The organism is Paenibacillus tyrphae, from assembly GCF_000722545.1.
GTDB classification, from domain to species: domain Bacteria; phylum Bacillota; class Bacilli; order Paenibacillales; family NBRC-103111; genus Paenibacillus_G; species Paenibacillus_G tyrfis.
The window spans coordinates 344972-368011 of sequence record NZ_JNVM01000017.1; the positions used below are offsets into that span (position 1 = coordinate 344972).

The 23040-nt window shown below is 54.6% G+C and carries 22 protein-coding genes; 10 read left to right on the forward strand and 12 right to left on the reverse strand.

Annotated features, from left to right (window positions below; translation table 11 throughout):
* Nucleotides 1–2: 2 nt before the first annotated feature.
* Together ET33_RS21885 and ET33_RS21890 are read right to left on the reverse strand one after the other, a co-directional pair.
* Nucleotides 3–623, reverse strand: coding sequence for a VC0807 family protein (locus tag ET33_RS21885; protein WP_036686596.1), 621 nt, complete (start codon nucleotides 621–623; stop codon nucleotides 3–5).
* A gap of 511 nt (nucleotides 624–1134) precedes the next feature.
* Nucleotides 1135–2745: an acyl-CoA dehydrogenase family protein gene (locus tag ET33_RS21890; RefSeq protein WP_036686599.1), complete on the reverse strand. Its 1611-nt coding sequence runs from the start codon at nucleotides 2743–2745 to the stop codon at nucleotides 1135–1137.
* Nucleotides 2746–2838: 93 nt separating this feature from the next.
* On the opposite strand from ET33_RS21890, the gene ET33_RS21895 reads away from it, so the two are divergent.
* Together ET33_RS21895 and ET33_RS21900 are read left to right on the forward strand one after the other, a co-directional pair.
* Nucleotides 2839–3240 carry a MerR family DNA-binding protein gene (locus ET33_RS21895; protein ID WP_036686602.1) on the forward strand — a complete coding sequence of 134 codons (402 nt, stop codon included), beginning with the start codon at nucleotides 2839–2841 and terminating at the stop codon, nucleotides 3238–3240.
* A gap of 21 nt (nucleotides 3241–3261) precedes the next feature.
* The gene (locus ET33_RS21900; protein WP_036686604.1) at nucleotides 3262–4770 is read left to right on the forward strand and encodes a class I adenylate-forming enzyme family protein; all 1509 of its coding nucleotides are present in this window, start codon (nucleotides 3262–3264) and stop codon (nucleotides 4768–4770) included.
* Nucleotides 4771–4869: 99 nt separating this feature from the next.
* Here ET33_RS21900 and ET33_RS21905 read toward each other — a convergent pair whose 3' ends face one another.
* The 3 genes from ET33_RS21905 to ET33_RS21915 all read right to left on the reverse strand — a co-directional run bounded on the left by ET33_RS21905 (nucleotide 4870) and on the right by ET33_RS21915 (nucleotide 8464).
* Nucleotides 4870–6183, reverse strand: a complete 1314-nt coding sequence (locus ET33_RS21905; protein WP_036686607.1) for a WD40 repeat domain-containing protein — start codon at nucleotides 6181–6183, stop codon at nucleotides 4870–4872.
* 421 nt (nucleotides 6184–6604) lie between these two features.
* Nucleotides 6605–7804: a macrolide family glycosyltransferase gene (locus tag ET33_RS21910; RefSeq protein WP_036686609.1), complete on the reverse strand. Its 1200-nt coding sequence runs from the start codon at nucleotides 7802–7804 to the stop codon at nucleotides 6605–6607.
* Nucleotides 7805–7999: 195 nt separating this feature from the next.
* Nucleotides 8000–8464 (reverse strand): YiaA/YiaB family inner membrane protein, encoded by a 465-nt coding sequence (locus ET33_RS21915; RefSeq protein WP_010496663.1) that lies wholly within the window; start codon nucleotides 8462–8464, stop codon nucleotides 8000–8002.
* Between the two features lie 409 nt (nucleotides 8465–8873).
* Between ET33_RS21915 and ET33_RS21920 the strand changes: the two genes are divergently transcribed.
* From ET33_RS21920 to ET33_RS21940, 5 genes are read left to right on the forward strand one after another with little or no spacing between them, the layout of a single operon-like run.
* The gene (locus tag ET33_RS21920; protein ID WP_036686613.1) at nucleotides 8874–9800 is read left to right on the forward strand and encodes an ABC transporter permease; all 927 of its coding nucleotides are present in this window, start codon (nucleotides 8874–8876) and stop codon (nucleotides 9798–9800) included.
* Between the two features lie 4 nt (nucleotides 9801–9804).
* On the forward strand, nucleotides 9805–10761 hold the full coding sequence (locus tag ET33_RS21925; protein WP_036686615.1) for an ABC transporter permease: 957 nt from the start codon (nucleotides 9805–9807) through the stop codon (nucleotides 10759–10761).
* Nucleotides 10762–10773: 12 nt separating this feature from the next.
* The gene (locus ET33_RS21930) at nucleotides 10774–11793 is read left to right on the forward strand and encodes an ABC transporter ATP-binding protein (RefSeq protein WP_036686618.1); all 1020 of its coding nucleotides are present in this window, start codon (nucleotides 10774–10776) and stop codon (nucleotides 11791–11793) included.
* On the forward strand, nucleotides 11786–12745 hold the full coding sequence (locus ET33_RS21935) for an ABC transporter ATP-binding protein (protein WP_036686620.1): 960 nt from the start codon (nucleotides 11786–11788) through the stop codon (nucleotides 12743–12745). The genes ET33_RS21930 and ET33_RS21935 overlap by 8 nt, the downstream gene beginning before the upstream one ends.
* 46 nt (nucleotides 12746–12791) lie before the next feature.
* Nucleotides 12792–14432, forward strand: a complete 1641-nt coding sequence (locus tag ET33_RS21940; protein WP_036686623.1) for a peptide ABC transporter substrate-binding protein — start codon at nucleotides 12792–12794, stop codon at nucleotides 14430–14432.
* A gap of 171 nt (nucleotides 14433–14603) precedes the next feature.
* Here ET33_RS21940 and ET33_RS21945 read toward each other — a convergent pair whose 3' ends face one another.
* The gene (locus tag ET33_RS21945) at nucleotides 14604–14894 is read right to left on the reverse strand and encodes a DUF6509 family protein (protein WP_036686626.1); all 291 of its coding nucleotides are present in this window, start codon (nucleotides 14892–14894) and stop codon (nucleotides 14604–14606) included.
* Between the two features lie 120 nt (nucleotides 14895–15014).
* The gene (locus ET33_RS21950; protein WP_036686628.1) at nucleotides 15015–16082 is read right to left on the reverse strand and encodes a branched-chain amino acid aminotransferase; all 1068 of its coding nucleotides are present in this window, start codon (nucleotides 16080–16082) and stop codon (nucleotides 15015–15017) included.
* A 135-nt stretch (nucleotides 16083–16217) separates the two neighbouring features.
* Between ET33_RS21950 and ET33_RS21955 the strand changes: the two genes are divergently transcribed.
* Entirely contained in the window at nucleotides 16218–17108 is an 891-nt protein-coding gene (locus ET33_RS21955) for a LysR family transcriptional regulator (protein WP_036686631.1), read from the forward strand.
* Between the two features lie 99 nt (nucleotides 17109–17207).
* Nucleotides 17208–18185 carry a quinone oxidoreductase family protein gene (locus ET33_RS21960; RefSeq protein WP_036686632.1) on the forward strand — a complete coding sequence of 326 codons (978 nt, stop codon included), beginning with the start codon at nucleotides 17208–17210 and terminating at the stop codon, nucleotides 18183–18185.
* 196 nt (nucleotides 18186–18381) lie between these two features.
* On the opposite strand, the gene ET33_RS21965 is transcribed toward ET33_RS21960, so the two are convergent.
* A complete protein-coding gene (locus ET33_RS21965) occupies nucleotides 18382–19017 on the reverse strand; it encodes a LysE family translocator (protein ID WP_036686634.1) in 636 nt (211 codons plus the stop codon).
* A 163-nt stretch (nucleotides 19018–19180) separates the two neighbouring features.
* Between ET33_RS21965 and hcp the strand changes: the two genes are divergently transcribed.
* Complete coding sequence (gene hcp / locus ET33_RS21970; protein WP_036686636.1) at nucleotides 19181–20476, forward strand: hydroxylamine reductase; 1296 nt, start codon at nucleotides 19181–19183, stop codon at nucleotides 20474–20476.
* A gap of 5 nt (nucleotides 20477–20481) precedes the next feature.
* Here the strand turns inward: hcp and ET33_RS40300 are convergent, their stop codons facing one another.
* The 4 genes from ET33_RS40300 to ET33_RS21985 all read right to left on the reverse strand — a co-directional run bounded on the left by ET33_RS40300 (nucleotide 20482) and on the right by ET33_RS21985 (nucleotide 23016).
* Complete coding sequence (locus tag ET33_RS40300) at nucleotides 20482–20610, reverse strand: hypothetical protein (RefSeq protein WP_268808331.1); 129 nt, start codon at nucleotides 20608–20610, stop codon at nucleotides 20482–20484.
* 10 nt (nucleotides 20611–20620) lie between these two features.
* Nucleotides 20621–21223 (reverse strand): DJ-1/PfpI family protein, encoded by a 603-nt coding sequence (locus ET33_RS21975; RefSeq protein WP_036686638.1) that lies wholly within the window; start codon nucleotides 21221–21223, stop codon nucleotides 20621–20623.
* Nucleotides 21224–21457: 234 nt separating this feature from the next.
* Nucleotides 21458–22069 carry an alpha/beta hydrolase gene (locus ET33_RS21980; RefSeq protein ID WP_036686639.1) on the reverse strand — a complete coding sequence of 204 codons (612 nt, stop codon included), beginning with the start codon at nucleotides 22067–22069 and terminating at the stop codon, nucleotides 21458–21460.
* On the reverse strand, nucleotides 22066–23016 hold the full coding sequence (locus tag ET33_RS21985; RefSeq protein ID WP_036686640.1) for a ring-cleaving dioxygenase: 951 nt from the start codon (nucleotides 23014–23016) through the stop codon (nucleotides 22066–22068). The genes ET33_RS21980 and ET33_RS21985 overlap by 4 nt, the downstream gene beginning before the upstream one ends.
* Nucleotides 23017–23040 lie beyond the last annotated feature (24 nt).

Genomic DNA, 23040 nt, shown 5'->3' on the forward strand with positions numbered 1-23040 from the left:
GCTCATACCCCCTGCGCGACGCTTTGCTTGATTTGGGCGAGTTTCGCAGAAGAACGCCGTCGGAAAGCAACCGTCCATAGCACGGCGGCGCCAATGAAGCCGTAGAGCACGAAGTTCGACAGCGCCAAGTATCTCTCGGTGGAAAGGTGGTAGACCATATACACCCGAATCGCGGCTTCCATCGTCAGCATGATTCCCCATACCAAGGTCATCAGTCTCATCACGAAACGGAAGTACGAATGGCGCCAGTTCTCCGGAAACCGATTATTGGCAACAAAACGGAGCGCCAAATAATACATGAGCGGGCGGTTGAAAAACAGCGACACGAGGAAGGCCAGACCGACGGCCGCCGTAACAAGGGATTCCCTGACGAGCAATATTTTCTCGTCGCCGCCGAGCAGGACGAGCGCTATGGTCAGCAGGAAGGTGAACAGCATGAGCGAACCGAAAGCGTCGAGCTTGCGGTGCTTCGCCAGATGGACGACGTTATCGACCAGCGGGACAAGCGTCGCGATGGAAAGAGCGGCAAGGCTGCTTACATAATCGGACAGCCAGACGTACAGGCCCCAGGGCACCAGACCGTTGATCAGCAAGGTGAAAATGACATATGCGCTTTTTGACATCGAAGATGACTCCTTTATCGGGTTAAGTTAGGGTTAGGTTTCTCTTTAGGGAACCAGGACCGTGAAGCTTTGTAGTACCCTTTATCGCAGGGAACGGGTCATGCTCTCAGCGATTAGCAGCAATATAAAACCGACCGACGGTTTGTTATGTCATCACTTTATCATACCGACCGTCGGTTTGTAAATAGATAATTTTGATGCGGGCAAGCTTCCTCCTTCGTTGTGCGCAAAAAAATGATCGTCAACATGACGATCATTCGGATGGCGAACTATTAGGGGGATGAAGTATTATTGCTTCCCGGATAACAACCGAGAAGCTCCTTTGCGCATAAGTGCAGTCCCCCTTCCTTCCAGCGTCTTACCCTACTTTTACCTGCGAGATATACTTAATGATTTCGTCCGTCGCTTGCCGGGCACCGCCTCCCGAGTGCAGCGATTCGCCGACCCGGGCTGTGACCATCGGCGCTCCCTACTTCGTCTATTTGCTGCGCAAAGAGCGCGTACGGAGGCGTCAAATTTCCTCCAGTGCGATCGTCTGATACGCTTTGAAAAAGGAATCGCAGAACGTATCCCATTCTTCAGCAGCTTCAAGCGATGCGTCACTGACGTCCCCGCATACCGGACGCTGAAGCAGGTCTGTCAGCTGCTCGGCGAATCGATTCATCGTTTCCTTAGATGCACCTGCCAGCACGTTCTCCACGAAATCTGCCGGCGGATACCAATCTGCAACTCTCTGAATATCGCGGTAGATTTGGGTCAGTAGTAAATTGCGCGGACCTTCCCACTGCTCATTGACAACGACATCGCGGAAAATTCGCGGCAGTGAGGAGAATTCCTCCATGACCCCATGGCCGCCAAAGACGGAGATGGCATTCCGCAGAACCTCCGCCCCTTCGCTCGTCGTACAGATTTTTTGCATGAGAATAAGCTCTCTCAAATTAAAGAGCTGCTTTCGCAGTTCAAGCGGCTGATCGACTGGAATGCCCGCGTTTAGAGGCTGATCCAGACGCAGGAATAGGCCATAGATTTTAAAAGCGCCTGCTGTCGTGCGCTGTGCGGCGTTTTCAATCCGCTTTAAGGTTCTGGCTGATAGCGGATAATCTTTTACCTTTTTTCCAAAAACAGTGCGGAAATCGCCATAAAGGTTTGCTTCCCGGGCAGCACGCAGCATGAAAGCCGCGCAGGCAATGCCAATTTCAAGGCGTGATAAAGTCAGGACAATTCCAACGGCAACTGCGACTCCTTTTCCAGCAGGACCGACCTGATAAGCCTGTGCCCCGTCATACTGAATTTCTCCTGTCGGCAGCTCCGCCGTTCCCATTTTCCATTTGATTCGATTGATTTCATAGCCATTGCGCTTTTCCTTTTCTTTATCCCCTGGCAGCCACGATGGCACAATAAACGTCGAAACGGTGTCGGTACCGGAAATCTTCGCCGTGACAACAGAGTAGTCCGCATGGGCTACCGAACAAAAAAATTTATTCCCGTATAAGCGATAGTTTTTGCCATCCGGCACGGCTTCCAACACATTGGCCGGTAAATCGGAGCCACCCTGGATCTCGGTCATGAATTGGGCTCCGATTGCAAAATCCCCATTTCTTCCTTCTTTCGTATGCTGCAAGATTTCCTGGAGCTCCGGATGATCTTCATTAGGATATTGTTCAAGGAGCGCCATTAATCCCATCGTGCATGTCAGCGGGCAGGTAACGCCAGCTTCTCCAAGCTGATGAATAAGCACGCGCTTCGCAAAGCTTTCCCAGGCCTGCATGCTGCTCGAAAAAAGGCCTTCGCCGAACACTTCTTTTTCAAGCTGCAGGGTTTCCATGGGCCGGACGACGCGGTCAATCCGATGGTTGAAAGCGTCATAGTGCAGCATATATGGGCGAACTTCGGGTCTTGCTGCCCTCTCGGCAAGGAGGTTCCATTGGGACGAAACGGCCGGAGAAAAATTCAGCAGCTCATGATGTATCTGTTCATAGTGAGGGCCTGCAAATTTTTTTAGGGCTTTTTGCAAAAAAGGATCATCCTTATACCAATCCAGGTTACTGCGCCGATCCAAAAACTCATCAAAGGTGTATGAATTCCTTCCTCTCGTCTGCTGATTCTGGGCAGTGATGTTCATGGAAAATCACTCCTTTTTTGATTGACAAAATGTAATTTTGAGAATTATTATAAAATTCAGATAACGTTAACGTCAACTAGGGAGATATAACAAATGGCAGAAGAAAAACTTTTTACCATCAGCGAGCTTACTGCGATGTTTGATATCAGTTCAAGGACGATCCGCTATTACGAGGAAATTGGCATGCTGACATCCGAAAACCGGGATAGCCTGACCAAACAACGAAGCTATACAAATAAGGAGCGGAGACGCTTGAAGATGATTCTGCGTGGAAAGAAACTGGGCTTCAGCCTCCAGGAAATCAAAGAAATGATTGACCTCTATGAATCCAATCCGGAAGGCGAAGCGGAAAAAAGCAGAATCATTGCATTCGCTGACAAGAAGCTGAGAGAAATCGAGGAACAAATCATGCAGCTGCAAATGCTGCAGGAAGACATTTTGACTTATAAAGAAAAGTACGAAAACAGCCAGACCAAGACAGCTGAGCATCATTGATTTTTAAAGGGGCTGAACAAAGTGGGGGCAACGATTCATGGTGTATTGGAAAGAAACGCAAGAAAGTTTCCTGATAAGGACGCCTTTATTACCGCTTCGAACCGGCTTACCTACGGAGACATGAACAGAATCGTCAACAGGTTGGCAAGGTATTTGCTCGATGAAGGCGTCCAGCGAGGCGACCGGATTGCCGTGATGTCGCGAAATAACGAGCACTTCTTTTATGCTTTTTTTGCATGCATGAAAATTGGCTCCATTCCTATGCCGATGAATATCCGTTTGACCCCCGCGGAATTAAGGGCTATTTTTCAAAATTCGAATGCAAATGGAGTACTGTATGAAAATGAGCTGTCCGAAACGGTTGCAGCGCTAAAATCTGGCAGCAGCTTGAAGCACTGCTTTTCCATTCAGGAAAGCGCAGAAGCATCCGCAATTTTTTCAGGCGAGAATCTGAATATGCAAATGGATTCGCGGGATGTTTGCGAAATTCTTTTCACTTCAGGTACAACCGGCACACCCAAAGGGGTCGTGTTTAACCACGAACGCATCCTCGCGATTGCTGCGGCTGTTTCCGCTAACTTCAGCCTTTCCCATAAAGATTCCATGCTCACGCTGATGCCGCTCTCCCACTCAGCACCTTTAAATACGTTTTTCATGAGCGGTTATTACTGCGGAGCTTCACATGTTATTGGGGATTTTACGCCGAAAGGATTCCTGAACTGGATACACCAAGAAAAGACGACCTTCTCTTTTGCTGCGCCGGTTGCTTATTTGCTTGCAGCCAAGGATTCTGACCTGTCCTCTTATGACCTATCAAGCATGCGCGTATTCGCTTACGGTGGCGGACCGCTTGCACTCGCCTCCTATCATCAAGTTAAAAAAGCATTCCGGAATGAAAACTTCTATCAGGTTTATGGGCTGACAGAAGCAGGACCGAATGGCATCCTCTTATATCCTGAGGAACATCTGGAGAAAGCCGGAAGCATCGGCAAGCACCCTGCCGTTAATATGGAAATCAGGGTCGCTCGTCCTGATGGTACCGATAGCGCTCCACATGAATATGGCGAGATCATATTATCCGGCGACAGCCTCATGCTTGAATATGACAATAACCCGGAGGAAACGAACGCTGCCATCAAGGAAGGCTGGCTGTACACAGGCGACATTGCCTATCGCGATGAAGACGGCTATATTTACATCGTGGACCGCAAAAAGGATGTCATCATTTCCGGTGGTATGAACATTTATCCGCGTGAGGTCGAAGAAGTCCTCGCCAAGCATGATGCCGTTTTGGAATCCTGTGTCGTTGGTGTTCCTCATGAAGAGTGGGGAGAAACCGTCAAAGCGGTGCTTGTGCTTAAGGAAAATGTTACTGAGAAAGAGCTGTGCGCGTTTGCCGCTGAACATCTGGCCAAGTTTAAATGTCCGCGTATTTACTCCTTTGTAGATGAACTGCCAAGGAATGCGAGCGGGAAGATTTTGAAGCAGCAGGTGAAACGTGATTGCTCGCTGTCGCGGAGCTATCGATGATCGGCTCGCGCGTACGAAAGCTGCGGTAATACGCGAACCCCTGCCTATCGAAGCAATAGCAGGCCATGCTTTGATGAGCAGGGGGTACAACATTTCCAGTTACCAGCGCAGCGGCGCCCCATCCTTCCAGATGATCCATCTGGCCATCTCCTGGATTGGTGCAGTACCGATCGTATACACATCCTTTTCTCCGCTCTGCAAATCAATGAAATGCAGCATGCCGCCGTACGTTCCCACGGCAAGCAGCGCTTCATCAGCCGACACGGCAAGACCGGTAATCGTACTGCCGACAAAATAGCGCCAAATCTCCTCCCCTTCGCTGTTAATAAGGCGCAGGTAGCCGTAAGCGTCGCCGAGAATTTGGCCATTCGATACTGGAGCCGCGGCGTATACCCGCATTTCTCCATTCATGCTGGGCCATTCCTTGTCGACTGCATTGTCTGTCAGCTCGGCAATTGGAACTTTAATCGTCTCCCCGTTATAGAAATGGCAGGCATTGAACCAGACCTCACGGCTATCCAGAGAGAAGGTACAATGGTGCGGGTAACTGGATGCAGGCGCGATCTCATGAACGACCCGTTCCTTGATATCGAGCAGCAAATGCTCACTACACTGGCTGCCGAAAGCGATCCAACGATTGTCCGGCGATACTGCCCCATGCATCATGGCATCACCGATATAGCGGTCTTCCTCGTCTTCCTCGTCATCTCCATATGTAGCCGGATCGGGGTGGAGCAGAGTCACATGCTCCTGCTCCACAAGAAAGGTTCCCCCGCTCGATACGAGTAAGAGAGACTGTCCGTTTGCGAAAGGAACCATTTTTATAAGGCTTCTTGCAGGCATTTCATCATCGGCGAGTGACTCGTATTGAGGTAAAATCTCTTTTATTTGCCGCTGCAGCGCAGCCCACTCATAACGAGCGGCTACGGTACCGTTGAGCTTACGATCCGGCTCGGCTAGGACACGAATCTCTTTGTCGTCTGCCAGCGCTACATATTTTCGATCAGGCGAGACGCCTGCACTGTAAATATCAGCAAAGGCCTCTATGCTGGTCGCATCCGCTACATAGATTTGCTGCTGCGCGGAATCGCTGGTTTGGAAGAGGATGCCCCCATTAGGCATGATTGCGATAGGCTCTACGCCTTGCATTTTGTCCTGATATATATCGGAAAAAGGCCAAGTGGCAGGCGGGAATTGGGAGCGCAGCTCCGCGATGTCTCCAGTCTCGTTGGCTGCCTTGATTTCTTTCAGTACTTTGCCGGCCAGGCGATGGCGCTTGTCCTCTTCCGGCTCCGGCTGTTTCTGCTGCCAGTTGCTCTCCATTCCAATCCTTACAAACTCGTTCACATCCGCAGCATACCGCTTACCCTCCTGCCGCCATTCCATCGCTAACTCTTCTCGCTGTTGTGCCATCCTTTTTCCTCCTTGTGACAGACTGGCCATATAATTACTTTTCAATTTTGTTCACACTTCCCTCTTATGATGTCCTTCTTCCATAATTACGCATGTTCTCATTCTATCAAAAATTTGACCGAACGTTCAAAAGAAAACTACTGGCGGAACATCGAATCGATGAGTTATTCGTTGCATGCCGCGATAAAATAAAGACAACGTCGATGTTGTTTAGAAGGCAACCGTAATACAAAAAAAGAGCCTTCACCGCTGGAACGGTAAAGACTCTTAGGACCTGAAAGGCTGTGGATCACCACGGCGCGCTAAATGAAAATCTCAGTGAAACCCACCGTAGGCGGTCAACCTATTATGCGGTGGGTTTTTCGATTATTGCATACTGGCCCCTGTTCCTCTACTAAACTTTCAAATTCCTTCCACCGTCTTACCCTACTTTTACCTGTGAGATATACTTAATGATTTCGTCCGCCGCTTGCCGGGCCCCGCCACCCGAGCGCAGCGATTCGCCGACCCGGCCCGCCGCTTCGCGGTAGGAAGGCGTCTCCAGCACCCGGTTCACCGTATCGCGCAGCAGGTCGGCTGTCAGCTCCGTTTTATTAAGCGCCACGCCCGCTCCGAGCTCGGCAACACGCTCGGCCACCTTCGGCTGATCGGCCCCTTGCGGGACCAGCACCAGCGGCAGTCCGTGCGACAAGCCTTCGTTCGTGCTGTTCATGCCGCCGTGGGTAATGAATAAACGAGCGTGCTGAAGCACTTCGAGCTGCGGCACATAAGGACGGACGATAAAATTGTCCGGGATGGTTCCGAGCGACTCGATCTCGGTCTCCCGGCCGACCGACATCACGATCGTATTGCCGGAACCGCCGAACGCTTTCAAACAATTTCGGTAAAAATCAATATCCTTGTTAAACGCCGTCCCCAGCGAAATGTAAATGACGGATTTCCCCGCAAGCTCAGGCATCTCGGGCTCCGCCTGTAGACGCGCGGACACGGAAGGGCCTACAAATTTGTAGCTGTCGTCGAAGTCGTCTCCCCTCGGCTGGAACAATCGGGAGGTATATACGATCGTCATCGGCTCGGGGTTGAAGAACGCCTCATAAGGCGAGCGGACAACATAGCCATAGTCGCGCCGAAGCTTGGCCGTCAATTGGTCGAAGTCCGCTTGCGCCTGATCGGCCGGACCGGAAGAAGCAGCCGCATCCAGATGCTCTATAAAACGCTGAAAATGCGCTTCCGTCTGCGCAAAAGACGTGCTGGAGTTGATCGCCGGCAATTGGAGCAAATGAGCCATCAGCCGCCCGCCCCCGAACATGGAGTCGTGTACGATATAATCAAACGGCTTGGCTTTGGCCTCTTCCAGGACGTAGGGAACGAGAGCCTCCGCCCCTTCCAGCATACCGCCCACTCTGCCGAGCAGATGGTTGTCATGTCTCAAGAATCCCTCGAAGAAACGAAAAAAATCGTAGGCCCGCACCTCGGCCCCTACCTTCTCCAAACGCTCTCTGAAATTTTCCGTCGTGAAATAAACGACCTCATTTCCGCGCTGAACCAGCTCCTGCACGACACTTACCGTCGGGTTCACATGCCCTTCCGCCCCGCCATTCATAAATAAAATACGTGCCATGATTCATTCAGCCTCCTTCGCCCCTCATTGATTTGGGACTATATTCCATTTTAGCATTTTTTAATCTCCAGTGGGAATGCCAAAGGATTCATGTTTCGTGGCCCAAGCCCGGGAAGCCACCGCCGACTCAACATGGTGCCGAAGCCGGAAAAACCCGCCTATCGTTGCAGGCGGGTTTAACATATCTATTAAATATTAGCCATTCATATTTTGATTATCCAAAATCTCTTTGTCCTCGGCGTTATCGCGAGTCACCTTTTGCACCCCGATCGCACTATAGGAAATCAGCAGCATAACGGCAATGTAGTAGCCTTTTACGTTCAATTCGAACGGCGCATTAAACAAACCGATGAAAAACATAGCGAATCCGATGACCAACCCTGCGACCGCCATCCCTGTGAAAGCCGGAGTGTTACGCATACGGTGCTTTGGATTTTCGCTTCTTAGCTCCTTGTCCTCGGCATTGTCCCGAACCACCTTCTGGGTCGCGATACTGGTGATGATAATTAAGAACATGCATAGCAAGTAGTACCCTTTTACGTTTAATTCCCAATCCGCATTGTAGATGCCGAGACAATAGAGAAATATGCCTGCGGCCAGTGCAAAGTAAGAAGCTGCGGTAAAAGCTGCGGTGTTACGTTTTTGATATTTTGGGTACATGGGCGGACACTCCTCTTGAGGTTACGGACGACTAGTATGCGAATCTTTAGTGCGTCGTTAGAATTGGTTGTCTTTTACAGATATATTAACTTACCGATTACCATGTGAAAAGGCTTATTTTCATCTAGTACTTCGTTTATTTTCACTTAACAATAGATGCTCAGATTAAAAAAGCAAACGATTACATTTTCCGAATTATCCAAGGGTTGAATATAAATTGTAAAAAGCTTATGGAATCTAGCAAAAAGACGATCAAAAGTGGTTGACAAGAATTTTTATTTCCAATAATATCAATACCATGCTCTATAACCAAGTATTCAAGTAAGAATAATGAATAAATTCCTAGTAATCCGTTCGATTTATTCATAAAATGCATGAAGGCAGAATGAGCAGGCAGGGGGGCTTTACCATGTATGTGGTCCGGCGGATCGTAACTATGGCCGTTACGTTGTGGTTGATCGCGACTTTAACTTTTTTTCTGATGCATCTGATTCCGGGCGATCCGTTTGCGGCCGATTCGCAGATGCTGCCGCCGGATGTGCTAGCGAACCTGCGGGCCAAGTACCATCTGGACCAGCCGATTTTCCAGCAATATGTGCTGTATTTGCAAAATCTGATCCAATTGGACCTCGGTCCGTCCATCCAGTCCAAATCGAGCAGCGTGAACACGCTGATTGCCCGAGGCATCGGCCCGTCCGCTTTGCTCGGCCTCCAGTCGATGCTGATCGCTCTTACGGTCGGGGTGGCCTTGGGCATCATCTCGGCGCTGCATCACAACAAGCTGCTCGATTATTTATCGATGTTCGTGGCTATTATCGGGATTTCGGTGCCAAGCTTTATTTTGGCCCCGCTGCTCATTAAGTACATCGCGGTCAATCTGCACTGGCTGCCCGTCGCCTCGTGGGGAACGTGGCAGCACAGCATTCTGCCGTCGATTGCGCTGTCGCTGGCGCCTCTCGCGATTATCGCGCGGTTCGTCCGGGCCAGCATGCTGGAGGTGCTCGGCCAGAACTACATGCGGCTCGCCGAAGCGAAGGGGCTATCGGACTGGACGGTCGTGATCAAATACGGGCTGCGCAACGCTCTGCTTCCGGTGCTTACGTTTATCGGGCCGCTTTTTGCCTCTTTGATTACGGGCACGTTCGTAGTGGAGAAAATTTTCGCCATTCCGGGGCTGGGCAAATATTTTGTGGACAGCATCTTTAACCGCGATTATCCGGTCATTATGGGGACGACGATGTTTTACAGCTTCGTGCTGGTCGTTACCTTGTTCCTGATCGATCTGTCCTACCGGGTCATCGACCCGAGAATCAAGCTGACGAGTAAGGGAGAGTAGATGGATGAACGACCCGGTATTGGCGCCAAGCGAAGCGCAGGACCGTTTGTTCCGCCCGGTGGACCGCAGCCGCTTCGAGCCGCAGACGCAGCGTCCGAGCCTCGGTTACTGGCGCGAGGTGTTTCTCAAACTGGCGAAAAACAAGCTTGCCCTGCTCGGCCTGACGCTGCTGCTTGTGCTCGTCACGCTGGCAATCATCGGCCCGCAGCTTGTGCCGTACAGCCCGAGCAAGCAGTCGCTCACCGAAGGGAACCTGCCGATCTCCAGCAAGCATTGGTTCGGCACGGACGATCTCGGCCGCGATATGTGGGCCCGGACATGGCACGGGGCGCGGGTGTCGCTGCTGATCGGCGTCGTCGCCGCCTTGATCGATCTGGTCATCGGCGTCGCGATCGGCGGAGTCGCCGGATATATGGCCGGACGAAGCGCGCTCGGCGACCGGATCGATAACTTTTTGATGCGGATCGTGGAGATTTTGTACGGCGTTCCGTACCTGCTGGTCGTCATTCTGCTCATGGTGGTCATGCCGCCGGGGCTCGGAACGATCATTATCGCCCTCACCGTCACCGGCTGGATTGGGATGGCCCGGCTCGTCCGGGGGCAGATTCTCCAGCTCAAGCAGCAGGAATACGTGCTGGCGGCGCGCAAGCTCGGCACATCGCATTTTCATATTGTGCGCAAGCATCTGCTACCGAACGCGATCGGCGTCATGATCGTCAACCTGACGTTTACGATTCCAAATGCGATTTTTGCCGAATCGTTTCTTAGCTTTCTCGGACTCGGCGTTCAGGCGCCGTCGGCCAGCTGGGGCACGATGACGAATGACGCGCTCAGCGTCGTACTTAGCGGACAATGGTGGCGCATTTTCTTCCCAGGGCTCATGATCTCGATTACGATGCTGGCTTTCAACACGCTCGGCGACGGACTTCAAGATGCCGTCGACCCGAAAAATCGAAGCTAAGGAGGCGGCCGGATGGACCCCGTCTTAAGAGTCAGTCAGTTAAAAGTTTCGTTCCGAACGTACGGAGGCTCCGTGCAAGCCGTTCGCGACGTGTCCTACCAGGTCGCCTCCGGGGAAACGCTCGCGGTCGTCGGAGAAAGCGGCAGCGGCAAGACGGTGACGGCCCAAGCGATCATGGGCATGATCTCTCCACCGGGGAAAATGACGCAGGGAGAAGTCGTGTTCCAAGGACGGAAGCTGAACAGCCTGTCGGCCCGCCAGTGGAAAAGCGTGAGAGGCAAAGAGATCGCGATGATCCCTCAGGACCCGATGACTTCGTTAAATCCGACTATGCGCATCGGACAACAGATTATGGACGGGCTGCTGCGGCACGAGAAGCTGAGCAAGCCGCAGGCGGCGGAGCGTGCGGCCGAACTGCTGCGGCTTGTCGGCATCCCGGACCCGGAGAAGCGGCTTCGGCAGTATCCGCACGAATTCAGCGGCGGCATGCGGCAGCGCGTGGTCATTGCGATCGCGCTGGCCTGCAATCCGGCGCTGCTGATCGCCGACGAGCCGACGACGGCGCTGGATGTGACGATTCAGGCGCAAATTCTGGAGCTGCTGCAAAGCTTGCAAAACCGGCTCCGCACGTCGATCATCATGATCACGCACGACCTCGGGGTCGTCGCCGAGATGGCGCACCGCGTCGTCGTTATGTACGCGGGCCTTGTCGTCGAATGCGGCACGGTGCAGGACATTTTCTCGCAGCCGAAGCATCCGTACACGTGGGGGCTGCTGCAATCGATTCCGAAGCCGCACACGGGGCAAAAGCAAAGATTGATCCCCATCGAGGGCGCGCCGCCCGATTTGTTCGACCCGCCGAAGGGCTGCCCCTTCGCTGCTCGTTGTCCGTACGCGATGGAGATTTGCGTCGAGCAATTGCCCGCGGAAGAGAAGCTGTCGGACACGCATACGGCGCGGTGCTGGCTGAGCGACAGCCGGGCGGACGGCGTCCGGGAGCTTGTGGCAGCAGGGAGGGACGAGCATGTCTGATGATTTGGTGGAAGTCCAAGACGTCAAGAAGCATTTCAAGTCCGGCGCGAATCAGGTCGTCAAGTCGGTAGACGGCATTTCCTTCGCCATCCGCCGGGGCGAGACGCTCGGCTTGGTTGGCGAAAGCGGCAGCGGCAAGTCGACGCTGGGCCGGACGATCGTCGGCCTCTACGAGGCGACCGCAGGGCAGGTCCGCTTCGAGGGCAAGCCCCTTGCGGGCCACACACGCGAAGAGCGGAGGGCGTTCGACCGGCGGGCGCAAATGATTTTCCAGGATCCGCACGCCTCGCTGAACCCGAAGATGAAGATCGGCGACATCATCGCCGAGGGCATCGACGCCTACCGCTTGGCGCGGGGCAAAGCGCGGCAGGAGCGCATCGTGCAGCTCCTGGAGAAGGTCGGCCTGCGCGCCGAGCACGCCCAGCGGTTCCCGCACGAGTTCAGCGGCGGGCAGCGGCAGCGCATCGGCATTGCGCGGGCGCTGGCCGTCGAGCCGAGCTTCATCGTGGCGGACGAGCCGATCTCCGCGCTGGATGTGTCCATCCAGGCGCAGGTCGTCAACCTGCTGGAGGATTTGCAGCGGGAGGAGGGTTTGACCTACCTGTTCATCGCCCACGACCTGCATATGGTTCAGCATATCAGCAACCGCATCGGGGTGATGTATTTAGGCAAAATGATGGAGCTGGCCGCAAGCGACGAGCTGTTCCGCGAGCCGCTTCATCCATATACGCAAGCGCTCATGTCGGCGATCCCCGTCGCCGATCCGTCGCAGCGCGGGACGCGGGAGCGAATCGTGCTGCGAGGCGATCCGCCGAGCCCTCTTCACCCTCCGGGCGGCTGCCCGTTCCATACGAGATGTCCCGCCGCCCGGGATAGTTGTGCAAGCGAGCTTCCCGCATGGAGAGAGGTGAAAGAAGATCACTGGGTCGCTTGCCATTTGGTTGAAGGTTGAACCTCTTACATAAATAATAGATTCGGATAAAAGGAGAATGGGAAACATGAAAAAATTCGCATTAACCGCCGCAGCGCTTCTTATCGCCGCCTTACCGGCGCTGGCCGGCTGCAGCAATACGCAGGATGCGGCGAAGCCTGAAGGCGGAGCGGCCCCATCGGCCGGCGGCGCAGGCATCAAGCAGGAAATTCGCGCGAACCTGTCCGGGGAGCCGTATACGCTCGATCCGGCGATTGCGACGGACAATACGTCGTTCAAGGTCATCAATTCGCTGTACGAAGGCTTGTATACCTTTGACAAAAAAGGCGAAGTCGTTCCGGGCAGCGCCGCCAAGGTCGACATCTCGCAAGACGGCAAGACGTACACGTTTACGCTGCGCGACAACCTGAAATGGTCCAACGGCAAGCCCGTCACGGCCAAGGATTTCGAGTATTCCTGGAAACGCGTGCTGAACCCGCAAACGGCGGCGACCAACGCCTTCTACCTGTACTACATCAAAGGCGCCGAGGAGTACAACAAAGGCAAAGGCACCGGCGATCAAGTCAAAGCAACCGCCAAGGACGATAAGACGTTCGTGGTCGAGTTGAACGCACCGACCAAATTTTTCCCGAAGGTCGCTGTCAATCCGGTGTTCCTGCCGGTGTATCAGCCGACGGTGGACGCGAACAAAAACTGGGCCGCCGAAGCGAAGGATATCGTATCGAACGGCGCTTATACCGCCTCCAAATGGGAGCATAATACCAGCCTCGTCCTGGAGAAAAACGACAACTACTGGAACAAAGACGACGTGACGATGCAAACGATCAACTACAAAATGATCGGCGATCAGAACACGTATTACCAAATGTTTAAATCCGGCGAGCTGGACTTGATCGATACGCTTCCCATCGACGTGCTGGCGCAGGAAAAGTCGAACAAGGACTTCACTTTGCAATCGGACTTCTCGACGTACGTGTACACGTTTAACGTGACGCAGAAGCCGTTCACCAATGCGAAAATCCGCCGCGCCTTCGCACTTGCGATCGACCGCGAGGCGATTGTGAACAATGTATCCAAAGGCGGACAAAAGCCGGCTTATGGACTCGTGGCCGAGGGGATCAAGACGCCTACCGGCAAAGATTTCCGCGAGGAACGGCCTCCGTACTTGAAATTCGACGCCACCGAAGCGAAAAAGCTGCTGGCCGAAGGCCTGAAGGAAGAAAACTGGGCGACCTTGCCGCCTGTGACGCTGAAGTACAACACGCAGGACGGCCATAAGAAAATCGCGGAGGCGCTGCAGGCGATGTTCAAAGAAAACCTCGGCGTCGACATCAAGCTGGAAAACCAAGAATGGAAAACGTACATCGATACGTTCAAGCAAAGCAATTTTCAGATCGCCCGGATGTCTTGGTCCGGAACGTTCCTGGACCCGCTCGCGCTGCTGGACCTGTACCTGGGAGGCAGCCCGAACAACCAGACGAAGTGGGTCAATCCGAAGTATGACGAGCTTCTGACGCAGGGTAAGACCGAGCAGGATGAGAACAAGCGTTTTGAAATTTTGCATCAAGCCGAAGATATATTTATGCAAGATCTTCCGGTCATTCCGATTTACTTCTCTTCGAAAAACTACTTGAAGTCGAAAAACTTCGAGATTCCGTTCGTGCCGAATCAGGAGCCGAACCTGCGCTGGGCGAAGAAGATTTCGTAATCGCCGCGAATCCGGGTCATGCCCTGTCAAAGGCTTGGCTCTAAGGGACTTCCCCCGATACACTTTAAGCCGTCTGATGAAGGCGGCTTGAAGTGCCGTCGGGGGTTTTTCGCTTGCAAAAGAAAAAGCGCCGACGTTGTTCCGCCGCGCGCTTTTTCCCTGCATTTCTTATTACGCTTCCCCGACATGCTCGTCGCAGAAAGCTTTTACCGCTTCCAGTTCGTCGTCTTCCAATTCAAAATCGAGCAGTTGCTCCGTCGTCCGCTCGAAAATTTCGTGCTTCACGATGCTGGCCTGGTCTCCATCCACGCCATAAATGACCCGGACATATAACCCCTGCTCAGAGTACAGCTCGTCATCCTCTTCAACTTCGATATCCAGTATAAACTCGTACCGTTTGCCGGACAAAATGCCGAACGGGTCTTTCACGAGCTCTACGCTGTAACCGGTAATGGTGAACATGATATCATCCTTTCTCAACCGCCGAACCTTTATTCCGAACCTTTATATTATACACGAAATTCAGAGAAAGGCTTTATGCCGCCGAGAAATGAACCATGACCATTTCATGCCGTCCCGAAATTACACCTGCACCATCCAGCCGAGCTTATCTTCGAGCTTCCCGCTCTGAATGCCGGTGAGCGTCTCGTACAGCTTCGCGGACAGCTCTCCGGTCTCACCGCCGTTGATGATCAGCTTCTCGCCGCGCCAATTCAGCTCGCCGACCGGGGAGATGACCGCCGCCGTGCCCGTGCCGAACGCCTCCTCAAGCGTGCCTGCCCGGTGCGCTTCGTACAGCTCCTCGATGCTGACCGGCCGCTCCTCGACCGGAACGCCCCAGCTTTGCAGCAATTGAATCATCGAATCGCGCGTGATGCCTTTCAGAATACTTCCGTTCAGCGCCGGGGTGATGACCTTCCCGTTGACCTTGAAGAAGACGTTCATGCTCCCGACTTCTTCCACGTACTTCTTATGCACGCCGTCGAGCCATAGCACCTGCGAATACCCTTCCTGCGCGGCTTCCTCCTGCGCCTTCAGGCTGGCTGCATAGTTTCCGGCCGTCTTCGCGCTGCCGGTTCCGCCAGGGACGGCGCGGACGAATTCCGACTCGACATGGATTTTGACCGGGCGGATGCCTTCGGCGTAGTACGCTCCGACCGGCGACATGATGATCATGAAGATATACCGTTTCGAAGCGGCAACGCCCAGTACGGCCTCCGTCGCAATGACGAAAGGACGAATATACAGCGAGGTGCCCTCGGTTTCCGGTACCCAGTCCCGATCTGTTTGGACCAGCTTCTTCAGCCCTTCCAGCGCCAGCTCCACGTCCAGGTGCGGAATACTCATCCGGTCGTTCGAATGGTTCAAGCGCTTGAAGTTTTGATCCGGGCGGAACACCAGAATGCGTCCGTCCGCGGTACGGTACGCTTTCAGCCCTTCGAATACCGTCTGTCCGTAATGAAACACTTTTGCCGCCGGGTCCAAGCTAATCGACTGGTACGGCACGACGCGGGGAGAGTGCCACCCGCGGCCTTCCTCATAATCCAGCATAAACATGTGGTCCGTGAATACGGTTCCAAACCCAACTCGGCTTACATCGGGCTTTTGTTTTGGAGCCTTGGTCAGCTCCACTTCAATATTAAGCGCCATTCTTCACATCTCCTCTTCAAAGGTTTATTTCTTATTGTATTAGTTGAATGGTATCAGTTCTTCCGATATATTGAAAATATCTGTTTTATTGGAGAACGATACCTTGAAGGTATGAATGAAGGGAGCGGTCCGGGGATGGATTTGCGTCAGCTGAGATACTTTTTGGCAATTGTGAAGGAAGGGCAAATTACGCGCGCGGCCAAGGCGCTGAACATGGAGCAGCCCCCGCTCAGCCGGCAGCTTAAGCTGATGGAGGAGGAGCTCGGGGTAACCTTGTTCGACCGAGACGGCAAACGGCTGCGGCTGACGCATGCGGGAGAGCTGCTGCGGCAGAAGGCGGAGAGCCTGCTGCATCAGTTCAACGAATCGATGCAGGAAGTGAAGGAGCTGGACGAGAGCGTCCAAGGCGTGCTCTCCATCGGCGCCGTCGTCTCGTGCATCTCGCTTCTGCCCCAGCGCATCGAGACGTTCCGGGAGAAGTACCCGGAGGTTACCTTCCGCATCTGGGAGGGCGATCATTTCCTCCTCGGGGAGCAATTGGAGAAGCGGAGCATCGAGCTGATCGTCGCCCGGCTCCCTTTCGAAGCTTCCTCCGAGTCGCAGTCGTATGCGGTTCGGCCGCTGCCGTCCGATCCGTTCGTCGTCGTCATCCCCGGCAAGTGGCTGCCGGACCCGGAGCAGGAGACGATCCGCATGCAGGAGCTGGCGGACTTCCCGTTTCTGACGCTCAAAACGGACCGGACGACCGGCATGCACGACCGGGTAGTCACCGAGTGCCGCCGTCACGGCTTCGAGCCTCGCATCATCTGCGAAAGCTCCAGCGTCGCAGTCATCATCGCGATGGTCGCGGCCGGCCTTGGGGCAACGGTGCTGCCCAAATCCGTCATGACAGCGTTCCCTCTCCCTTCGATCCGGACGCTTCCGCTGTCCGATGCCGATTTTCAATCCGACGTCGGCATTCTGTGGCTGAACAACCGCTATTTGTCCAGAACCGCCCGCCGCTTTATCGATCATTTTTTGGAGTAGCGGCCTAACCGCCTTCGTCCCACCCAGCCCAAAAAAAGGAATTATCGGGCGGTCCGGCGAAGTCTTCCTTGTCATCTGCTACAGAGGAGGAAGCAAGCCATGAAAGCTATTCAGGTAACGCAATTCGGCGGTCCGGAGCATATGAGCTACACGGACGTCGATAAGCCAAGCATCGGTCCGAACCAAGTGTTGATCCGCGTAGAGACGACCAGCGTCAATTTTGCCGATATCAAATCGAGATACGGGAAAAAGGGCGGGACCCTTCCGTTCATTCCGGGTCTGGATGCGGCCGGAACGATCGAGCAGGTCGGGTCCGAGGTCCGGCAGCTGCAGGTCGGACAACGCGTCATCGCTTTTCCTCATCACGGCTCTTATGCCGAATATATCGCAGCGGACGAAAATCTGACGTTCGCCATCCCGGACAGCCTTAGCTTCGACACGGCGGCCGCCTGTCCGATCGTTTCGTTCCTTTCGTATAAGCTGCTCGCGGACATTGCCAGACTGGAGCCGGGCGAGACCGTCCTGATCCACGCGGCGGCAGGCGGCGTCGGCACGACGGCCATCCAACTGGCAAAGCTCTTGGGTGCAGGGAAGGTGATCGGAACCGTCGGTAGCGAGAGCAAGGCGGGCATCGCTTTGGAAGCGGGCGCGGATCATGTGCTCTCTTACGGGCAGGGGGATTTTGCAGCGCAGGTCAACGACCTGACGAACGGGGAAGGCGTAAACGTCGTTCTGGACTCGATAGCCGGCACCGTGACGGAGCAAAGCCTGCTCTGCCTGGCTCCTTACGGCCGTCTGGTCCATTTCGGCAATTCGGGCGGTCCCGCGGGGAACATCAAGACCTCAGATCTGCATGCAAGCTGCCGTTCCGTCCTCGGGTTCAGCTTGGGCACGACCCGGAGCAAGCGCCCCCACCTGCTGCGCGGCGTCGCCGAGCGGGTGCTGCCGTACTTGGCCGACGGGCGTCTGACGATTAAGATCGGGGCACGCTTTCCATTGGCCGAAGCCGCCAAAGCCCACGAGTGGGTGGAAAGCCGGCAGAGCACGGGAAAAGTGCTGCTCGACGTCAGAAGCTAACACCGTTTGCAGCTAAGCATACGGCTTGCAGACCTAAATCACCTGACGCGTGACGAAAAACTTACTTATCCACAAATTTATACACATTTTATCCACGTTATCCACAAATCGTGAAAAATTGTACTTGCCCTAACCATAAAAAAGATCGTCTCCCGCCAACCTTTGCGGCCGGAGACGATCTTTTTGTGCTATGCGGTCAGTTGGAAATTTTGGCACGGAACAGGTTGGCTCCCATCAGGATGAAGACGCCGCCGGTGACCCGGTTCAGCCATAAGCCGACCTTGGGGTTCTTCCTTAGCTTTCCCGTCGCGAACGCTGCGAGATAAGAAAGGAGAATGCTCCACAGCATACCGATGAAAATAAACGTCGCGCCCAGAATCGCGAACGGCACCGGACTCTGGGCCTGATTGTCTACAAATTGGGGAAGGAAGGCGATAAAGAACAACGCCACCTTCGGATTGGTTACATTTGTAATCATGCCCTGGACAAAAATTTTGCGCTTGCTCATCGGCTCCAGCGATCCGGAGTCCGGTGCAACGGCGGAGGTCTTCGACAAAATCATCGTAATCCCGAGATAGACCAAGTAAGCGACACCGATCATTTTGATGATCGTAAACAGCAATAGCGATTTCGCCAAAAGAAAAGATAACCCCAACGCCGCGAGCAGCGTGTGGATAAGCGTACCGGCCGCAATCCCCATGGTGGACCAAATGCCCGCTCTTCTGCCCTGCGCTACGCTTCTGGCAATGATGTACATCGTATCCGAGCCTGGGGTCATGATAAGCAATATTCCAGCGATTACAAACAAGAAATAATGATGAATGCCAAACACGCTCGTACGCTCCTTTCCGTAAATAAGTAATGTAGGTTACCGCTCGCGGCGGACCTGGATGTTACGACTTTGCCATGATTGATGTGCTTCCAATCACACTTCTCTGCGCTTCCCCGTGTTACGCTTTTTACATAGCAAACCAAACGTAACGGAGGGATTCGCGATGTTTTGTTATCAATGTGAACAGACCCCGACAGGCGGCTGTAAGGTGATCGGCGTATGCGGCAAAGATGAAACAATTGCAAGCTTGCAGGATACGATGATTTTCGCTTTGAAAGGCATTGCTGCCTATGCCACGCATGCAAGACAGCTCGGCTATTCCGACCCGGAGGTCGACCGGATTACGCACGAGGCGTTGTACATGACGCTGACGAACTCCAACTTCAATCTGCAGGAGCATATCGACATGGCCATGAAGGTCGGCACGGCGGCCGTCCGGATCATGGATGTGCTGGACCGGGCGCATACGACCCACTTCGGCATCCCGCAGCCCGTAGCCGTGCCGCAGAACAGCATCGAAGGGCATGCCATCGTCGTTACCGGGCATAACCTGTACGCTTTGGAAGAGCTGCTCAAGCAGACCGAAGGAAAAGGGATCAACATCTACACGCACTCCGAGATGCTTCCCGCCCACGGCTATCCCAAGCTGAAGCAGTACTCCCACTTGAAGGGCAACATCGGAAAAGCCTGGTACGACCAGCGCCGTCTGTTCGAGAAGTTCCCGGGCGCCATCCTGGCGACAACGAACTGTGTCATGCCGATCAAGGGCACCTACGCCGACCGGTTCTTCTCCTACGATATCGCGGGCCTGGAAGGGGTTACAAAAATCGTCAACGACGATTTCACCCCGCTGATCGAGAAATCCTTGTCGCTGCCAGAAGCCCGGATCGAGTCGGATCAGACGCTCATGACCGGCTACCATCACGAGACCGTGATCGGTCTGGCCCCGGAGATCATTCAAGCGGTCAAAGCGGGCAAAATCAAACGCTTCTTCGTCATCGCCGGCTGCGACGCTCCGGGAAGCGGCGGCGAATATTACCGCGAGCTCGCCACCTCGCTGCCGAACGATACCGTAATTCTGACCACATCCTGTGGCAAATTCCGCTTCAACGACGTCGATTACGGCACCGTGGCCGATACGGGCATCCCGCGCTATATCGATTTGGGCCAGTGCAATAACTCTGGCTCCACGGTCAAAATCGCCCTGGCGCTGGCCGACGCGTTCGGATGCAGCGTAAACGACCTGCCGGTCAGCATCGTGCTCTCCTGGTTTGAGCAAAAGGCGGTCGCGATCCTTCTCGGCCTGTTCAGCCTAGGCATCAAAGATATCCGCATCGGCCCGAAACCGCCGGAATTCATCAATCCGGGCGTCATGAACGTGCTTGTCGACACGTTCGGACTGAAGCTGATCGGCAACGCTCAAGACGATATGAAAGAAATGCTGTCGCTTTCTCACTAAGAGAGCTAGGCATAAAGAAGCTTCGGCAACACCCTGCTGCGGCTGACGGAGTTCGTATGGAGCAGGAGATGAAAAGCGGGTGCAGGCGTCTTGGACATCAGTTCCAAGGCATCCGCGCCCTTTTTCGCGTTCACCCTCCGTCAACTAGGCCCTCCAAATGACGCCTCGCCGCTCATACTCCATCCGGTGTTCGACCGCGGCCGCGATCGAAGCCCCGGCGAAACGCTCGATGATCCACAGCGCCAGATCCACGCCGGATGTAACCCCTCTGGCCGTGATGACGTCCCCGTGATCGACAATCCGGTAGTCCAGGACGTCCGCATCATAGCGCTTCAGCTCATCCTTGGCCAAGTAATGCATGGCGGCTTGCTTTTGCTTCAAAACGCCCGCTTCGGCGAGCAGCATGCCGCCCGTACATACTCCGGCCACGACCGTTCCAGCGGCGTGCAGCTCCCGGATCAATCGAGGCAATTCTCCCCGCTCCGCTTCTTTCCGCGCTCCCTGATCCGCCTTATGATTCCAGCCTCCGCCGGGGACAATGAGGACATCCGGCTTGTTGCCGATCCGCAGATGATCGTGAACCGCTAGTTGGATCCCGTAGGAAGTGATGACTTCGCTTTTGGGCTCGCTCGCGACGAGTTCCACTTGGAAGCCCGCTCCAGCTTCGATGCCCCGCTTCAACACCTCGAACGGAGCCAATGCGACGAGTTCCCCGAACCCGTCGAACAATACGATTTGAATGTTCATAAAGCCATGCTCCCCTCTCATCGCTCACCCTGCCGCAGCGAATTCCCCATGCTCTCCAAGCTATTGTACCATACAATAGTTTCTGTGATCGGGCGTAGATAGCATAAAAAGGCCTTAGGCCGACGGAAAGACAAGGTTCATCCCTGCTTCCCGACGGCCCAAGGCCTTGCTGCTTTTTTATGCAAAACATTTACTTCCTGCGTGCTTTCGTTTCGTTCGTTTCACGGATTCCAATTACAGCCCGAAGTTCGCTTGGAACCAAGCCGCAGCCGCATCGGCTTCCATCGGCGTAAGCTGGTGGCCGTACCGCTCCCAGTGGACCGTCACCGTAGCTCCCGCCCCGCTAAACAGCCCCTCCAGCTCCTCAGTTTCTCGGGCCGAACAGATCGGATCGTTCGTTCCCGCTCCGATAAAAATCGGGATACCGGATAAATCCGGAAGTTCGATGCCTCTCCGCGGAACCATGGGGTGGTGCAGAACAGCGCCTTGCAGGGCGTTCCGGTATTGAAACAGCAGACTGCCTGCGATGTTGGCTCCGTTGGAATAGCCTACCGCGACGAGGCGGCTGCGGTCAAACCCGTATTGCGCGGCGGCCTGATCCAGAAACTCGTTGACTTCCTGCGTGCGGAAGACAAGATCCTCTTCATCGAACACCCCTTCGGCGAGTCGCCGGAAAAAGCGCGGCATGCCGTTTTCCAGCACATTGCCCCGAAGGCTGAGTACGGAGGAATCCGGCGATAGGCGCTTCGCCAGCGGGAGCAGGTCCCGCTCCGTTCCTCCCGTACCATGGAAGAGCACCAATGTCGGTGCTTCTTCCCGGCGGCCCTTTTCGAAGATATGCTTCATTGGCGTTTCCCCTCCAATGCTCTCACTTGAATCGGAAGCAGCTTCGCCTCAATCGCGGCACGATGGGGTTCATACCACGCGGGCAGCATTAATTTCTCGCCCAGCGTTTCGGCGGGTTCGTCACGGGCGAAGCCCGGCGGATCGGTCGCGATCTCGAACAGAATACCCCCAGCCTCGCGGAAATAGAGCGCGTTGAAATATTGGCGGTCGATGATGGACGTCGGGCGGTAGCCGTAGCTCTGCACTTCACCCTGCCACTGGGCATGCTGCTCGAAATCCGCCGCGCGCCACGCGATATGATGAATAGTGCCCGCACCTTCGCTGCCCCGGCTCACAGCCGCGAGCGGAACATCGATCACGTTGCCGAGCTCCCCGGCGGACCGGAAGCGGGCATACTCACCGTCTTCTGCGACCTTCTCCAAGCCAAGCAGATGTACCAGCGCGTCCGTCGTTTTGTTCGGGTCGGTGCTGAATAGCACGGCGCCTCCGAAGCCCTTGATCGCTTTGTCGGCCGGAATCCCGCCGAACGACCAGCCGCTGTTCGGGCCTTCCTCCCGTTCAACCAGCTCCAGCCGCAGCCCTTCATTATCTTCGAATTGCAGGAACGTCTCCGAGAAGCGGGTTGCTCTCGTTACGGCAATCCCGAAGCTTGCGAGACGGTCCTCCCAGTACCCGAGAGCGCCCGTAGGGACGGCATACGTCGTTATGCCGACTTGACCGCCGCCGACCCGGCCTTTGCGCGAAGTCGGCCAAGGGAAGAACGTGATGATCGTTCCCGGGCTTCCCGCTTCGTTGCCGAAGTACAGATGGTATACCTCGGGAGCGTCGAAGTTGATCGTTTTCTTCACTAGACGCAGCCCCAGAATGCCTGCGTAGAAATCAACGTTGGCCTGCGGATCTCTTGCAAAAGCCGTAATATGATGAATACCGGATGTTTGTAATGTCATAAGAAAATCCTCCTTTAGATTTAG